14 protein-coding genes and 1 tRNA gene are annotated in these 14,090 nt (G+C 63.5%); 9 read left to right on the top strand and 6 right to left on the bottom strand.

Annotated features, from left to right (window positions below; translation table 11 throughout):
- Positions 1-13: 13 nt before the first annotated feature.
- Complete coding sequence (locus LB551_RS09625) at positions 14-1,324, top strand: YeaH/YhbH family protein (protein WP_224659032.1); 1,311 nt, start codon at positions 14-16, stop codon at positions 1,322-1,324.
- A 10-nt stretch (positions 1,325-1,334) separates the two neighbouring features.
- Entirely contained in the window at positions 1,335-2,879 is a 1,545-nt protein-coding gene (locus LB551_RS09620) for a SpoVR family protein (RefSeq protein WP_224659031.1), read from the top strand.
- An 89-nt stretch (positions 2,880-2,968) separates the two neighbouring features.
- Here the strand turns inward: LB551_RS09620 and LB551_RS09615 are convergent, their stop codons facing one another.
- From LB551_RS09615 to LB551_RS09605, 3 genes are read right to left on the bottom strand one after another with little or no spacing between them, the layout of a single operon-like run.
- Complete coding sequence (locus LB551_RS09615) at positions 2,969-3,862, bottom strand: HlyC/CorC family transporter (RefSeq protein WP_224659030.1); 894 nt, start codon at positions 3,860-3,862, stop codon at positions 2,969-2,971.
- Positions 3,859-5,064, bottom strand: a complete 1,206-nt coding sequence (gene aroB, locus LB551_RS09610) for a 3-dehydroquinate synthase (RefSeq protein WP_224659029.1) — start codon at positions 5,062-5,064, stop codon at positions 3,859-3,861. The genes LB551_RS09615 and aroB overlap by 4 nt, the downstream gene beginning before the upstream one ends.
- On the bottom strand, positions 5,061-5,672 hold the full coding sequence (locus LB551_RS09605) for a shikimate kinase (protein ID WP_140553339.1): 612 nt from the start codon (positions 5,670-5,672) through the stop codon (positions 5,061-5,063). The genes aroB and LB551_RS09605 overlap by 4 nt, the downstream gene beginning before the upstream one ends.
- Before the next feature lie 207 nt (positions 5,673-5,879).
- Here LB551_RS09605 and LB551_RS09600 point away from each other — a divergent pair, with 207 nt between their 5' ends.
- From LB551_RS09600 to LB551_RS09580, 5 genes are all read left to right on the top strand, one after another.
- Positions 5,880-6,032, top strand: coding sequence for a histidine kinase (locus LB551_RS09600; RefSeq protein ID WP_140553359.1), 153 nt, complete (start codon positions 5,880-5,882; stop codon positions 6,030-6,032).
- Positions 6,033-6,054: 22 nt separating this feature from the next.
- Positions 6,055-6,972: a site-specific tyrosine recombinase XerD gene (locus LB551_RS09595; RefSeq protein ID WP_140553340.1), complete on the top strand. Its 918-nt coding sequence runs from the start codon at positions 6,055-6,057 to the stop codon at positions 6,970-6,972.
- A 98-nt stretch (positions 6,973-7,070) separates the two neighbouring features.
- Complete coding sequence (locus LB551_RS09590) at positions 7,071-8,021, top strand: acetyl-CoA carboxylase carboxyltransferase subunit alpha (RefSeq protein ID WP_140500751.1); 951 nt, start codon at positions 7,071-7,073, stop codon at positions 8,019-8,021.
- Between the two features lie 253 nt (positions 8,022-8,274).
- Positions 8,275-9,582 (top strand): L,D-transpeptidase family protein, encoded by a 1,308-nt coding sequence (locus LB551_RS09585; RefSeq protein ID WP_224659028.1) that lies wholly within the window; start codon positions 8,275-8,277, stop codon positions 9,580-9,582.
- An 11-nt stretch (positions 9,583-9,593) separates the two neighbouring features.
- Complete coding sequence (locus LB551_RS09580; protein ID WP_224659027.1) at positions 9,594-9,824, top strand: sulfurtransferase TusA family protein; 231 nt, start codon at positions 9,594-9,596, stop codon at positions 9,822-9,824.
- Between the two features lie 12 nt (positions 9,825-9,836).
- On the opposite strand, the gene LB551_RS09575 is transcribed toward LB551_RS09580, so the two are convergent.
- Together LB551_RS09575 and LB551_RS09570 are read right to left on the bottom strand one after the other, a co-directional pair.
- Positions 9,837-10,934, bottom strand: coding sequence for a CobW family GTP-binding protein (locus LB551_RS09575; RefSeq protein WP_224659026.1), 1,098 nt, complete (start codon positions 10,932-10,934; stop codon positions 9,837-9,839).
- Positions 10,935-11,001: 67 nt separating this feature from the next.
- The gene (locus tag LB551_RS09570; RefSeq protein WP_224659025.1) at positions 11,002-12,162 is read right to left on the bottom strand and encodes a D-alanyl-D-alanine carboxypeptidase family protein; all 1,161 of its coding nucleotides are present in this window, start codon (positions 12,160-12,162) and stop codon (positions 11,002-11,004) included.
- Positions 12,163-12,363: 201 nt separating this feature from the next.
- Here LB551_RS09570 and LB551_RS09565 point away from each other — a divergent pair, with 201 nt between their 5' ends.
- Together LB551_RS09565 and LB551_RS09560 are read left to right on the top strand one after the other, a co-directional pair.
- The gene (locus tag LB551_RS09565; protein ID WP_224659024.1) at positions 12,364-13,527 is read left to right on the top strand and encodes a M20 aminoacylase family protein; all 1,164 of its coding nucleotides are present in this window, start codon (positions 12,364-12,366) and stop codon (positions 13,525-13,527) included.
- An 85-nt stretch (positions 13,528-13,612) separates the two neighbouring features.
- Positions 13,613-13,689, top strand: a tRNA-Arg gene (locus LB551_RS09560).
- A gap of 142 nt (positions 13,690-13,831) precedes the next feature.
- Here LB551_RS09560 and LB551_RS09555 read toward each other — a convergent pair.
- Positions 13,832-14,090 (bottom strand): hypothetical protein (locus LB551_RS09555; protein ID WP_224659023.1); only part of this gene is annotated, 259 nt, incomplete at its 5' end.

Here is a 14,090-nt window from a genome sequence, read left to right as displayed (position 1 = left end):
CCCGGATGGTTCCATGCCGATCTTCATCGACCGCCGCCTCAATCCGAAGGACAAGAACCTGGGCAATCGCCAGCGCTTTCTCAGGCGCGCGCGGGAAGAACTCAAGCGGAGCATCCGTGACCAGATAAGGACGGGCCGGATCGCCGACGTGGACAGCGGGCATGCCGTGCCGATGCCCCACAGAGGCACCGGCGAACCGACCTTCAGCGATGCCAGGGACAGCGGCCGGCGCCAGCACATCCTGCCGGGAAACAGAACGTTCATTCCCGGAGATCTGGTGCCCAAGCCCGGGCAGGGCGGCGCAGGGTCCTCGTCGCCGGGAAATACGGCCTCCGAGGACGATTTTCGCTTTGTGCTGTCGCGCGAGGAAGTGCTCGACCTCTTTTTCGAGGATCTCGAACTGCCGGATCTGGTCAAGCTCAATCTCAAGCAGATACTTGCATTCAAGCCGAGGCGGGCAGGTTTTGCGGCAACCGGATCACCGACCAACATCAATGTCGGGCGCACGATGCGAAACAGTCACGCCCGCCGTATCGCGCTTGGGCGTCCGAAGCAGCCGGAGCTGGATGCGATCCTCCTTCAGCTCGCCAAATTGGAATCGACGCCGCCAGATGCCGCGACCCGCGAAAGCATCTTGACTTTGCGGGAGGAGCTCAAGCGGCTGGAGCGCCGCCGAAAGCGCATCGCCTATGTCGATCCCGTCGACATCCGCTTCAACCGCTTCGACCCGCAGCCGGTGCCGAATGCCAGCGCCGTCATGTTCTGCCTGATGGACGTCTCCGGGTCGATGGGCGAGCGCGAGAAGGATTTGGCCAAGCGCTTCTTCGTGCTGCTGCACCTGTTCCTGACCCGACGCTATGAGCGCACGGAGATCGTCTTCATCCGCCACACCCACGAGGCCCAGGAGGTGGACGAGGAGACATTCTTCTACTGCACCCAAAGCGGAGGCACGGTCGTTTCCACCGCGCTCGAGGAAATGCAACGCATCATAGAACAACGTTATCCGGCCACGGAGTGGAACATCTATGCCGCCCAGGCTTCGGACGGTGACAATTTCGCCACCGACTCGCAGCGCTGCATAGAACTGCTCCACGGCAAGCTCATGCGCCTGTGCCAGTATTTCGCCTATGTGGAGATCATCGACGAACGCGAAAGTCATATTTTCGGCTCGACCGAAAATGGCACCTCGCTCTGGCGCGCCTATAGCGCCGTCGAGCAAAAATGGCCGAACTTCCAGATGAGGCGCATCGCCGCTCCGGCCGATATCTACCCGGTATTTCGCCAGCTTTTCGCCAGGCAGCCGGCTATGGCCAAGAGCGCGTAAGGGGTGCCGGATGGCTGGCCAGGCCAACAAATCGGGGCTGCTTTTTTCCGGGTCCGACTGGGATTTCAAAAAGCTTTCGCGGGTCTATGACGAGATCGAGGCGATTGCGGTCGACCAGCTTCATCTCGACACCTATCCGGTGCAGATGGAGGTCATCTCTTCCGAGCAGATGCTCGACGCCTACTCGTCGGTCGGCATGCCGCTGATGTACCGGCATTGGTCGTTCGGCAAGCATTTCCTCTACAACGAGCTTCTCTATCGCAAGGGCGGTCGCGGGCTGGCCTATGAATTGGTCATCAATTCCAATCCCTGCATCGTCTACCTGATGGAGGAAAACACCATGGCGCTGCAGGCCTTGGTGACCGCCCATGCAGCACTTGGACACAATCATTTCTTCAAGAACAATTACCTTTTCCGCCAATGGACGGATGCCGGAGGGATCCTGAGCTATCTGGACTTCGCCAAGGGCTACATCGCCCGGTGCGAGGAGCGGCACGGCCTGGCCGCCGTGGAAGCCATTCTCGATTCCGCTCACGCGCTGATGGAGCAAGGCGTGTTCCGGTATCACCGGCCGCCGAAACTGTCGTCGGAGCAGCAGCGCGAGGGACTTCGCGAGCGCCTCGAATATGAGGAGCGTTCCTACAATGACTTATGGCGCACCCTGCCGCCCACGCAGGACGCCGGCAACTCCGAAGCGGGCGATGAAGGCGTGTCGGAACGGAAGAAATCGCTCCATCTGCCCGAGGAAAACCTGCTCTATTTCCTTGAGAAGAACAGCCTTGTCCTCGAACCCTGGCAGCGCGAGATCCTCAGGATCGTCCGTGTCATTGCGCAGTATTTTTACCCGCAGCGGCAAACCCAGGTGATGAACGAAGGCTGCGCCACTTTCGTGCACTACACGCTCATGAACATGCTGTTCGACCGTGGCCGGATCACCGAAGGCGCGATGCTCGAAATCCTGCGCAACCACTCGAACGTGATCTTCCAGCCGTCCTTCGACGACCCGCGGTTTTCCGGCATCAACCCCTACGCGCTCGGGCTTGACATGATGCAGGACATCCAGCGCATCTCGACCGAGCCGACAGCCGAAGATCGCGACTGGTTCCCGGACATAGCCGGCCGTGGCGACTGGCTTGAGACGCTGCTCGACGCCTGGGCCAACCACCGCGACGAATCCTTCATTCGCCAGTATCTCAGCCCGAACCTGATACGAAAATGGCGGCTCTTCGTGCTGGCCGATGGAGCCGACCAGCCGCACTACGAAGTCGCATCGATCCACAATGAGCGCGGCTACAACAACATCCGCGCCGCGCTGGCCCACAGCTATGATGTGGGGGCGAGCCGGCCCGACATCCAGGTTGTGGACGTGGACCTGCTCGGCGACCGGCATTTGCGGCTCCAGCACAAGGTGAAGAATGGCGTCGTGCTGGAGAATGACAGCCGCGACGCGACCCTTCGTCATATCCGGCGCCTCTGGGGCTATGAAGTCAGCCTGGCGGCCGTCGACGCCGACACCGACGCAATGGTCGGCGAACGCTCGACCAAGGACTGTTGAGCATCAGGGCGGTTCCTCGACCCTCGAAACGGCTGCCGTCCGCAATTGCATGAACAATGAGATGACGCGTCCGCGACAGGATGAACCGTTCAGCTGTCGCCTGCCGGCCTGATCCTGAGCCTGGCGACGCGGTTCTTGTCGCGTTTCATGACGATGAAACGCTTGCCGTGGAAGGTGAAGGCCTGCTTCTCCTCGGGGATCGACTGCGTCTCGTGAATGACCAGCCCGGCGATGGTGGTTGCCTCCTCGTCCGGCAGGTCCCAGTCGAGCGCCCGGTTCAGGTCGCGGATCGGCACGGTTCCGTCGACGACGACGGAACCATCCGCCTCCTGCTTGACGCCCTGTATGTCGACATCGTGCTCGTCGGCGATCTCGCCGACAATCTCCTCGATGATGTCCTCCAGCGTCACCAGCCCCTCGACCTCGCCATACTCGTCGACGACGACGGCGAAATGCGCCTTGCGGCGCAGGAAGGCGTTGAGCTGTTCCTGCAATGTCGTCGTGTCGGGCACGAACCAGGGCTTTGACGCGATCTTCATCACATCGATTCTGGAGAAGTCGTTGCCGACATCGTTGAGCGCGCGCAGCAGGTCCTTGGCATGCAGCACGCCGACTATGTTGTCGAGCGACCCCTTCCACAAAGGCATGCGGGTGTGCGGGCTCTGCAGGATCTCGCGCACCACGGCTTCCGGCGCATTGTCGGCATTGACCGAGCGCATGTTGGTGCGGTGGACCATGACGTCGGAGACTTCGAGCTCCTCGAGGTCGAACAACCCGCCGATGCGGTCGCGCTCCTCGCGCACCACCTGGCCGTCGCGGCGGAAATCGTCGACGGCGCCGCGCAGCTCGTCCCCGCTCGAACGCTGCGGCTCGATGCGCGACAGTTCATAGCCGAAAGCGGCAAGCAGGCGCGTGCGCATGGCGACGGCCAGCAGGATGAGGACGGCAAGGGCAGCAACGACGATCCAGCCGGCCCCGTTCATTTCGGACGGCTCTCTTGCCTGTCCGGACGGCCTCCTTGCCTGTCCGGACGGCTTCCTTGCCGGCCCGGACGGCTTTCCGTCGCGTTCGGGTGGTTCTCCCTGAGGAACGACAGCACCTCCGACGCCGGCACATCCCTGGCGATGAAGGCCTCTCCGATGCCGCGCGTCAGGATGAAGGTCAGCGCGCCGCGCGATACTTTCTTGTCCTGGGTGATGAAGCCAAGCAGAGCATCGGCGTCGGGCAGTTCGCCGGGAATGTCGGCCATCCGCCACGGCAGACCCACCGTGTTGAGATGCGCCTCGACGCGCGCTGCGGCGTCGGGACTGGCCAGATTGAGCCGCGACGAGAAGCGATGCGCCAGCGCCATGCCGATGGCGACCCCCTCGCCATGCACGAGGCGGGCGCCGTCATAGCGGGTGGCGGCCTCCAGCGCATGGCCGAACGTGTGGCCGAGATTGAGCAGCGCGCGGTCGCCGGTCTCGAACTCGTCGCGGGCAACGACATCGGCCTTGGCGCGGCAGGCCTCGGCGATGGCCTCCACCCTCTCCGGTCCGCCGGTGAACACACTGGCCCAGTTCTTCTCCAGCCAGGCGAAGAATTCGGGTCGGTCGATCAGCCCGTATTTGACGAGTTCGGCGTAGCCGGCGCGAAATTCGCGGATCGGCAGCGTATCGAGCACTCCGGTATCGGCCAGCACCAGCTTCGGCTGGTGGAAGACGCCGACCAGGTTCTTGCCGCGGGCGCTGTTGATGCCGGTCTTGCCGCCGACCGAGGAATCGACCTGCGCCAGGAGCGAGGTCGGGATCTGCACGAAGTTCATGCCGCGGCGCACGATGCCGGCGGCAAAGCCGGCCAGGTCGCCGATGACGCCGCCGCCGAGGGCGATGACGACGTCGCCGCGTTCCAGCTTCGCGGCCAGAACGCCGTCCACCACCTCTTCGAGATGCGCGAAACTCTTGGTTTTCTCGCCGGGCGGCAGCGTGATCACGGCGGGCTCGATGCCGCTCTCCAGCAGGCCGGCCTTCAGCGCATCGAGATGCGCCGCCGCGACGTTCGTGTCGGTCACGACCGCGGCGCGTCGGCCCGGCAGGCGGCGCGACATCTCGGCGCCGGCGCGCGACAGAAGCCCCGGCCCGATCAGGATGTCGTAGGCCCGCTCGCCAAGTCCGACTTCGACGGCAACGGCAGCAGAGGCGCTCATGGTTCGACCTCGCCCGCGGGAGTGGTCTGGACGATATCGAAATGCCGGCACAGCGCCTCCACCACCTCGGCCGCGATGACTTCCTTGCGGTCGTCGCGGGTCGGCACGGTGACGTCCGATGTCGCATAGACCGGATAGCGCTCGCTCATCAGCCGCTCGAGCACCCCGCGCGGATCGGGGCTCTTCAGCAGCGGCCGGTTCTGTTTCTTGGAGACCCGGTCCATCAAAAGGTCGAGTTCGGCCTTCAGCCATACCGACACGCCATGTGCCGCTATCGCCTCGCGCGTCTGTGCGTTCATGAAGGCACCGCCGCCAGTCGACAACACCTGCGGGCCGTTTTCCAGCACACGCAGGATGACGCGCTGCTCCAGCGCCCGGAACTCGGTTTCGCCATAGCGCTCGAACAGTTCCGGAACGGTCATGCGCGAGACGCTTTCGATCTCCTGGTCGCTGTCGATGAAAGGCAGCGCCAGCACGGTGGCGACCTTGCGACCGATCGCGGTCTTGCCGGCGCCCATCAGGCCGACAAAGACGATGGAGCGGCCGCCAAGCCTGCCCAGCAGCGCGGCATGGCTCCCGCCCGGAGGATTTGCTGGTAGCGCGTTCATCAGCCTCGAAGCCCTCTTTGCCGGCGTATCGACATGAAAAGCCCGGTTGCGTCAAGCGCACTGAGGCAGGCTGGCTTCCCGCGGGCGGGGGACCGGCTGCATTGGAAGTTGCCGGCGCGCTTCAGCTTCTTGCTTGAATTGGCCGGATTGGCGTCCCATAAGGGCACAGGGTTTGGAAACGCAGAACAAGAAGACGGGCGAAGATTGATGCCGACACTGTTTCGCCTTGTCGTGATATCAGCGATTCTGGCGGGCATCGCCTATGGTACGATGTTCGCGTTGGTGATGTTCGTCGAGCCGAAAAAGGCGGAAATGAGCGTGCGCATCCCTGCGGAAAAGCTGAACCCAAAGAAAAACTGAGCCCGAAGAAAAACTTCAGGAAATGAACAGCGCTGCCCGCATCGAAGCCTTTCTGGAGATGATGAGCGCCGAGCGGGGTGCCGCCGAAAACACGCTTTCCTCCTATCGCCGCGACCTCGATGACGCTTCGCAGGAGATCCCTGGCGGTCTTGCCGGCGCCGGCGCCGCGGACATCCGCGCCTATCTCGACGACATCGCCGCACGTGGCTTCGCACCGACATCGCAGGCACGCAAACTGTCGGCGATCCGCCAGTTCTTCAAATTCCTCTACGCCGAAGGCCTGCGCGGTGACGACCCGACCGGCACGCTGGACAGCCCGAAAAAAGGCCGCCCGCTGCCGAAGACCATGAGCGAGGCCGACACCGGCCGGCTGATCGACCGCGCCGCGCAGGAGGCCCGCGATGCCGGGCTCGGCGACAGCGACAGGCTGGCGGCGCTGCGTCTGCACGCGCTGGTCGAAGTGCTTTATGCGACAGGCCTGCGTGTTTCGGAACTGGTCGGCTTGCCGGTGACGGTGGCGCAACGCGACGACCGTTTCTTCATGGTGCGCGGCAAGGGCGACAAGGAGCGCATGGTGCCGCTGTCGGCCAAGGCGCGCGCAGCGATGCGGGCCTGGCTCGCCGCCCGGGCCAGGGTCCCCGCTTTCGCCGACAGCGCCTTCCTGTTTCCTGCCGCGTCGGACAGCGGCTACCTCTCGCGCCAGGTCTTCGCTCGCGACCTCAAGGGGCTGGCGGCCCGGGCCGGCATTGCCTCGGCCAAGGTCTCGCCGCATGTGCTTCGCCATGCTTTCGCCAGCCATCTCTTGCAGAACGGGGCCGATCTCAGAGCCGTGCAGCAACTGCTTGGCCATGCCGACATATCGACGACGCAGATCTATACCCATGTGCTGGAGGAGCGATTGGTGCGGCTGGTCAACGATCATCACCCGCTTGCCGACTAGACCTCATATCGCTATGTGAAGGCGACGTTCCATCGCCCGGAGCCCCGGATTTCAGGGTCCCGCCAGTCTTTGCTTCCGACGTATCGGTCCGCCCAAGCATGTACAATTACCTCGATTTCGAAAAGCCGGTGCAGGATCTGGAACTCAAGATCCTGGAACTGAAGAAGCTTGCCGAGAACGGCGAGGCGGTCGATGTCGCCGACGAGATCAGCAGGCTCGAGAAGCGGTCGCGCGATGCGCTGCGCGATCTCTACAAGGCACTGACGCCCTGGCAGAAGGTGCAGGTGGCGCGCCACTCCGACAGGCCCCACTGCGTCGACTACATCAAGGGCCTGTTCAGCGATTTCACGCCGCTCGCCGGCGACCGCAATTTCGGCGAGGACCAGGCGATCGTCGGCGGCTTTGCCCGGTTCCGCGGCGAACCGGTAGCGATCCTCGGCCAGGAGAAGGGCTCCGACACGGCGAGCCGGCTGAAGCACAATTTCGGCTCGGTGCGCCCCGAAGGCTATCGCAAGGCCGTGCGGCTGATGGAGCTTGCCGACCGCTTCAAGATCCCGCTGCTGACATTGGTCGACACGGCCGGCGCCTATCCCGGCGTCGGCGCCGAGGAGCGTGGCCAGGCCGAAGCCATCGCCCGTTCCACCTCGGCCTGCCTTGCGCTCAAGGTGCCGTCGATTTCGGTTGTCATCGGTGAAGGCGGTTCGGGCGGCGCCATTGCCATCGCCACCGCCAACCGCGTCTACATGCTGGAACATGCCATCTATTCGGTGATCTCGCCCGAGGGCGCGGCCTCCATCCTGTGGCGCGACACGACGCGCTCCAAGGACGCGGCGACCAACATGAAGATCACCGCCCAGGACCTTCTGGAACTGAAGATCATCGACGCCATCATTCCCGAGCCGATCGGCGGCGCCCAGCGCGCGCCCGAAACGGTCATTGCCGCCACGGGCGATCTCATCGCCAGGACGATGAAGGATTTTGCCGGCGCCAACATGGATTTTCGCGAGCAGCGCCGCGAGAAGTATCTTGCAATGGGCCGCAGCCTCTGAACGCCCCTTTGGCGGCGCAACCGGGCCGCGGCAAGCCGCCTCCACGGCAACGCTCCACGGCAATGTGGCGGCGATGAGCAATTTCGCCACAAAAATGCCGCCGGATTCGGTTCAATGGAATTGCCGCGAGGGGTGGCCGAGGCTTGCGGTAAGGAATTTTCAAGGTTAACGGGCTTACGGTCCGTCTGTGTTCAGCATGCGGGCTCGGCCGTTTCGAAGCCATTGGCCCGAAAGAGAAGACGTAGCCTTATCCATGTTTGCCAAGCTTGCCCGCACCGGAATTCTCATCACCGCGATAGCCGTCGCCGGCTGCAATGATTCGTCGATGAAGGATTTTGCCCCGGAGGCCAACAAGCCTCTGCCCGACAAGATCCTGGCCGACATGAAGGCCAAGGGCATGGTGCGCACCTCCTCGGTGATGGCGCGCATCTTCAAGGAAGAGGGCAAGCTCGAAATCTGGAAGGCCAAGACCAACGGCCGCTACGACATGGTCGCCAGCTACGATATCTGCAAATGGTCGGGCAAGCTCGGGCCGAAATACACCGAGGGCGACCGCCAGGCGCCGGAAGGTTTTTATACCGTGCGTCCGGCGCAGATGAACCCGCGCTCGAACTACCATCTGTCCTTCAACATCGGCTATCCCAACGCCTATGACCGCGCCAACGGCCGCACCGGCTCCAACCTGATGGTGCACGGCGCCTGCTCGTCTTCGGGCTGCTATTCGATGACCGATGCCCAGATCGAGCAGATCTATGCGTTCGGCCGCGATGCCTTCCAGGGCGGCCAGACCGAGTTCCAGATCCAGGCCTTCCCGTTCCGCATGACGGCAGCCAACATGGCGCGCTACCGCAACGACCCGAACTACGAATTCTGGAAGATGCTGAAGGTCGGCTACGACAATTTCGAGATCACCAAGGTACCGCCGAAAGTCGACGTTTGCGAGAAGCGCTACGTCTTCAACCAGGTGGCTCCCGAAGGCACCACATTCAATCCGACCGGCCCCTGCCCTGCGTCCACGCAGCCGGATTCGCTGAAAAGCGCCTACAGTGCTTATCAGAGCACGTATGAGGCTGCGTTCAACGGCGCCCTCAAGGCAAGCACGCCGGCACCCAAGCCCACCATCGCCGGCATCAAGGAAGCCAGCATCGTCTCCGACTGGTCCAAGCGCCGTGCGCGCGGCGAGCGCGTGCCGATCGACCCGCCATCGCTCAATTCGGACGGCTCGGTCACCGAGACGACGCGTATGGGCCGCATCGATTCGCCCGCCGGCCGCAAGATGGCCGCGCTCGACGCCGAAAAGGCCGCGAAGCAAAAGGCCGAGGAGCAGCGGCTGGCCGCCATAGAAGCTGCCAAGCAGGCCAAGGCGCAAGCGCTGGCCGAAAAGGAAGCCGCCAAGGTGCAGGCGCTGGCCGAAAAGGAAGCGGCCAAGACCGCCAAGGAAGCCCCTGTCGCCACCGCGACGATCGAAGCGCCGGCCGAGCCCGAAACGCAGGCCGCGAGTGCCGACGAGAGCCGCGTGACGAGGCTGAAGAACAAGCTGCTCGGCATGTTCGGCGGCTGACATTTTTCAACGTGACCGACGACACCGTCTACGATCTGAAGGGGCTGAACTGCCCTTTGCCGGTGCTGAAGGCGAAGAAGCGGCTGGCCGGGATGCGGCCCGGCAGCTGGCTCTGGCTGGAAACGACCGATCCGCTCGCCGTTATCGACATTCCGGCGTTCTGCGCCGACTCTGGCCATCATCTCGTAGAGACATCCGCCATATCAGGCGGTCACCGCTTCCTGGTCGAGCGCGGCGAATAGCTGTCGTAAGGATCAGCGTCCCGCGATCGCCAGGGGATTGTTCTCCAGCGCCGCGCGGTCGGGCGTGTCGATCGACGGCCGATTGGTGAAGGCGGCAAACAGTCGCCTTACATAATCTTCGGGCATGTCGAGCGTGATCAGCACCAGCCGGGTGCCGCGCTGGCCGTCCGGCCAGGACGGCAATCGAGCCGGCGGATGCAGGATTTTCTGCACGCCATGCACCACCAGCGGTCGCGACGGATCCTCCTTGAGTTCGATGACGCCCTTCATGCGCAGCAAGTGCTCGCCATGCGTGGAGCGCAAAAGGTCGAGGAACATCTCGATGGCCGAGAACGGCACCGGGCCGTCATGCACCAGGGAGTGGGTGCGGATGCGCTGATCGTGCCGGTGCCCGTGGTCATGGTCGTGCCCGTGCCCGTCATGATCATGATCATGCATCGCTTCCTCGCCGAGCCAGCGCCGCACGTCGGCGGATTTGGTCGCTGGGTTGTAGAGGCCGCAGTCGAACAGCGCCGCGACACCCGTTTTCGCATCGTCGACGGCCAGCAGTTCGGCGCCCGGATTGATCTGCCGCAGCCGCGTCCGCAGCGCTTCCAATCCATCCGGACCAGCGACCAGATCGGTTTTGGAGAGCACGATGCGGTCGGCAACGGCGACCTGCTTGACCGCCTCGACATGGGCGTCGAGCGTGGCATTGCCGTTGGCCGCGTCGACCAAGGTGATGACGCCGTCGAGCCGGAAAGCCTGGACCAGGGCGGGATGCGCCATGATCGACTGCAGCACCGGTGCCGGATCGGCAAGGCCGGTGGTCTCGACGATGACGCGAGCAAGGCGGGCTATGCGGCCGGTCTGCAGCCGGTCGACCAGATCGGCCAGCGTGTCGACCAGTTCGCCGCGCACCGTGCAGCACAGGCAGCCGTCCGAAAGCTGGATGATGCCGTCGGACGCCTGTTCGACCAGCAGATGATCGATCGCCACCTCGCCATATTCGTTGATGATGACGGCGGTGTCGGCCAGCGGCGGGTCCTTCAGGAGCCGGTTGAGCAGCGTCGTCTTGCCGGCGCCGAGAAAACCGGTCAGCACGGAAACGGGGATGGGAAAACCGCTCATCGGATTCTGTCTTTATGTTTGAGCATGATCTTTTCCGAGAACCGGACTCCACTTTTCGGGATCATGCTCAGTTCGCGACCTTGACCGGCTGGTCGCCCTGGGCAGCCGAGCCCGCCACCGTCGGACCGGCGCCGGGCGCCGGTCTGTCCGGACGCCAGGTCGGAATGGGCACGTCGGCATATTCCTGGCCGCCCTGGGCGAGCATGGCCATCGGCGTCGGACCGGTCGCGCCGCCAAGCCCCACCGCAACCAGCGTCGGCACATGGTCGAGCTTTTCCTGATAGGGCGATTTCGGCACGTTCTTGGCGACAGCGGGCGGTGCCTCCGATTGCTCGGCCGGCGCCTTCTTCTTGCAGATCTCGTCACGCATGTCGTTGGGCGAGATGGTGTCGCCGTAGGGTGCCAGCGTGGCAATGGTGGCCGAGCCGGCGGCAGGCGTATCGAAACCCTGGTCGAGCAGTTTGGCCGCGGCCTCGGCACGGGTGATCGCCGATTTCTCGCCGAGCACCACCGCCACCAGCGTGCGGCCGTTGCGGGTCGCCGAACCGATCATATTGAAGCCGGAGGGGCAGACGAAGCCCGTCTTCATGCCGTCGGCCCCGGGATAGCGGCCGATCAACAGGTTGTAGTTGGGGATCGCCTTCTTGCCGACTGCAAGCCCCTCGATCGAGAACCACGGCGCATATTGCGGAAACTCGCGGCGGATCGCCGTCACCAGCACGGCCAGGTCGCGCGCTGTGGTGTACTGGTCCGGCGAAAAAAGCCCGTTCGGATTGACGAAATGCGTTCCGTTCATGCCGAGCCGGACCGCTTCGGCGTTCATGCGCTCTGCAAAGGCTGCCTGCGATCCCCCGACATTCTCGCCGACGGCCATGGCGATGTCGTTCGCCGACTTGACCAGCATCATCTTCAGTGCATTGTCGAGCCGCATCACCGAGCCTGGCTTGAAGCCCATCTTGCTCGGCGGCTCGGCGGCGGAATGTTTCGTCACCTTGATCGGCGAATCGAGCCGGACCTCGCCGGCCGCGATCGCCCGGAAGGTCACATAAGCCGTCATCAGCTTGCTCAGCGATGCCGGGTACCAGCGCTTGAACGCGTCCTGATGTTCGAGGATCCTGCCGCTGTTCAGGTCGAACAGCACGACCGGATTGGCCAGCGCTGGCCCGGCCAGCGCCGAGAACGCCGCGGCGCCCGCGCAGAATAGCTTGAGGAAATGCCTGTGCCGCATGATCAAATCCGAAATCGCCTCTTGCCGTAGTCGCCCCTGGCTCCGTAAGATTTACGCGATCGCCAGCAAAATGAGTCCGCCCTCAAAAACGGACCGCATTGTTGCGGTGCTATTTACCCTATGTGACGTCAACATGGCAAAGTGCCTGACGATCACAATTGCAAGGCAGCGGACCTGCCCCAACAGCGAGATGGAACCATCATGCCAATCCTGAACCGTGCCGCCGAAATGCAGGACGAGGTTGCCGGCTGGCGACGACATCTGCACCAGACCCCGGAACTGAATTTCGACGTCTTCAAGACAGCCGCCTTCGTCACCGAGAAGCTGAAGGCCTTCGGCTGCGACGATGTGGTGACGGGCCTGGGCAAGACCGGCGTCGTGGGCATCATTCGCGGCCGCCAGGGCGAAGGCGCCACCATCGGCCTGCGCGCCGACATGGACGCGCTGCCGCTGAACGAGATATCAGGCAAGCCCTATGCTTCGACCGTTCCCGGCAAGATGCATGCCTGCGGCCATGACGGCCATACGGCGATGCTTTTGGGTGCGGCGAAATATCTCGCCGAGACGCGCAATTTCGCCGGTTCGGTGGCGGTCATCTTCCAGCCGGCCGAGGAAGGCGGCGGCGGCGGCAACGAGATGGTCAAGGACGGCATGATGGAGCGTTTCGACATCGCGAAAGTGTTCGGCATGCACAACATGCCGGGCCTGCCGGTCGGCCAGTTCGCCATCCGTCCAGGCCCGATCATGGCGGCGACCGCGGAATTCACCATCACCGTGAAGGGCCGCGGCGGCCATGCGGCGATGCCGCACGGCACGATAGACCCGATCGTCATCACCAGCCAGTTGGTCGGCGCCCTGCAGACGATCGCCTCGCGCAGCACCGACCCGGTCGAAGCCGTGGTGGTGTCGGTGACCAAGTTCCATGCCGGCGACGCCTACAACATCATCCCGGAATCGGCCGAGATCGCCGGCACGGTGCGCACCTTGCGCAAGGAAATCGCCAAGAAGTCGGAAGAGCGCATCCGCGCCATCTGCGACGGGCTGGCCACGGCCTTCGGAGCCAGGATCGAGGTCGATTACCAGGCGAACTACCCCGTAACCTTCAACCATGCGGAAGAGACGGTCTTTGCCAGCGATATCGCGGCAAACGTCGCCGGCGACGCCCATGTGCACCGCGCCATCCAGCCGGTGATGGGCGGCGAGGACTTCTCCTACATGCTCGAAGCCCGGCCCGGCGCCTTCATCTTCATCGGCAATGGCGATACCGCCGGTCTTCATAACCCGGCCTATGACTTCAACGACGAGGCCATCCCGCACGGCATGAGCTACTGGGTGAAGCTGGCCGAAACCGCGCTTGCCGCCTGAGGCCTGGCGGTGGCAGGGGCCGGCCGATTGTGTTCGGCCCGCCCCTTGGCGAAACGATCGGAAGCGGCTATGTGTCGGGCCGCGTGGTCCCGTAGCTCAGTAGGATAGAGCGGCAGATTCCTAATCTGTAGGTCACAGGTTCGATTCCTGTCGGGATCACCAGCATTTTCAAATGTTTAGGTGGAACGGCACCGAGAGTGCCGCGCGGTGATTCTCCGCCGAGACCTCTAGGCGCGTGGAGCGCACTCTCGAAGAACACGATGTCCGGCCGACACTGGAAATCCGCCCCGGTCACAGATCAACTTCACCGATGCTTCTCGACGAAAGCTCTGCATGCAGGTGATAGCCGTTCGATCTGGCTTTCAAGGTCGCATTTACCCATCGGTTTCGTCGGGCAAAACCGTGCGTAGTCGCGGCGACATCCTTTGCCTTCGAAAATTTTGAAAGATCTTACCTGAGTAGGGTTTGTTGCGTTGACTGAACTGGGGATCAGCCCGGTTTCGATCTCCATCGCACCGTCACGATTTGACCCCTTGCTTCCACCCTTGCCCCCACCCTTGCCG

The organism is Mesorhizobium sp. BR1-1-2 (genome assembly GCF_020165435.1).
GTDB lineage: Bacteria > Pseudomonadota > Alphaproteobacteria > Rhizobiales > Rhizobiaceae > Mesorhizobium.
Note: the sequence above shows the minus strand (reverse complement) of the source record. Positions and strands in the feature narration are given on the sequence as shown.

Bases quoted from the DNA above. Each gene is read 5' to 3' on its own strand.
- LB551_RS09625 (WP_224659032.1), top strand. From the start codon at position 14: ATGCCGATCTTCATCGACCGCCGCCTCAATCCGAAGGACAAGAACCTG.
- LB551_RS09620 (WP_224659031.1), top strand. From the start codon at position 1,335: ATGGCTGGCCAGGCCAACAAATCGGGGCTGCTTTTTTCCGGGTCCGAC.
- LB551_RS09615 (WP_224659030.1), bottom strand. From the start codon at position 3,862: ATGAACGGGGCCGGCTGGATCGTCGTTGCTGCCCTTGCCGTCCTCATC.
- aroB (WP_224659029.1), bottom strand. From the start codon at position 5,064: ATGAGCGCCTCTGCTGCCGTTGCCGTCGAAGTCGGACTTGGCGAGCGG.
- LB551_RS09605 (WP_140553339.1), bottom strand. From the start codon at position 5,672: ATGAACGCGCTACCAGCAAATCCTCCGGGCGGGAGCCATGCCGCGCTG.
- LB551_RS09600 (WP_140553359.1), top strand. From the start codon at position 5,880: ATGCCGACACTGTTTCGCCTTGTCGTGATATCAGCGATTCTGGCGGGC.
- LB551_RS09595 (WP_140553340.1), top strand. From the start codon at position 6,055: ATGAACAGCGCTGCCCGCATCGAAGCCTTTCTGGAGATGATGAGCGCC.
- LB551_RS09590 (WP_140500751.1), top strand. From the start codon at position 7,071: ATGTACAATTACCTCGATTTCGAAAAGCCGGTGCAGGATCTGGAACTC.
- LB551_RS09585 (WP_224659028.1), top strand. From the start codon at position 8,275: ATGTTTGCCAAGCTTGCCCGCACCGGAATTCTCATCACCGCGATAGCC.
- LB551_RS09575 (WP_224659026.1), bottom strand. From the start codon at position 10,934: ATGAGCGGTTTTCCCATCCCCGTTTCCGTGCTGACCGGTTTTCTCGGC.
- LB551_RS09570 (WP_224659025.1), bottom strand. From the start codon at position 12,162: ATGCGGCACAGGCATTTCCTCAAGCTATTCTGCGCGGGCGCCGCGGCG.
- LB551_RS09565 (WP_224659024.1), top strand. From the start codon at position 12,364: ATGCCAATCCTGAACCGTGCCGCCGAAATGCAGGACGAGGTTGCCGGC.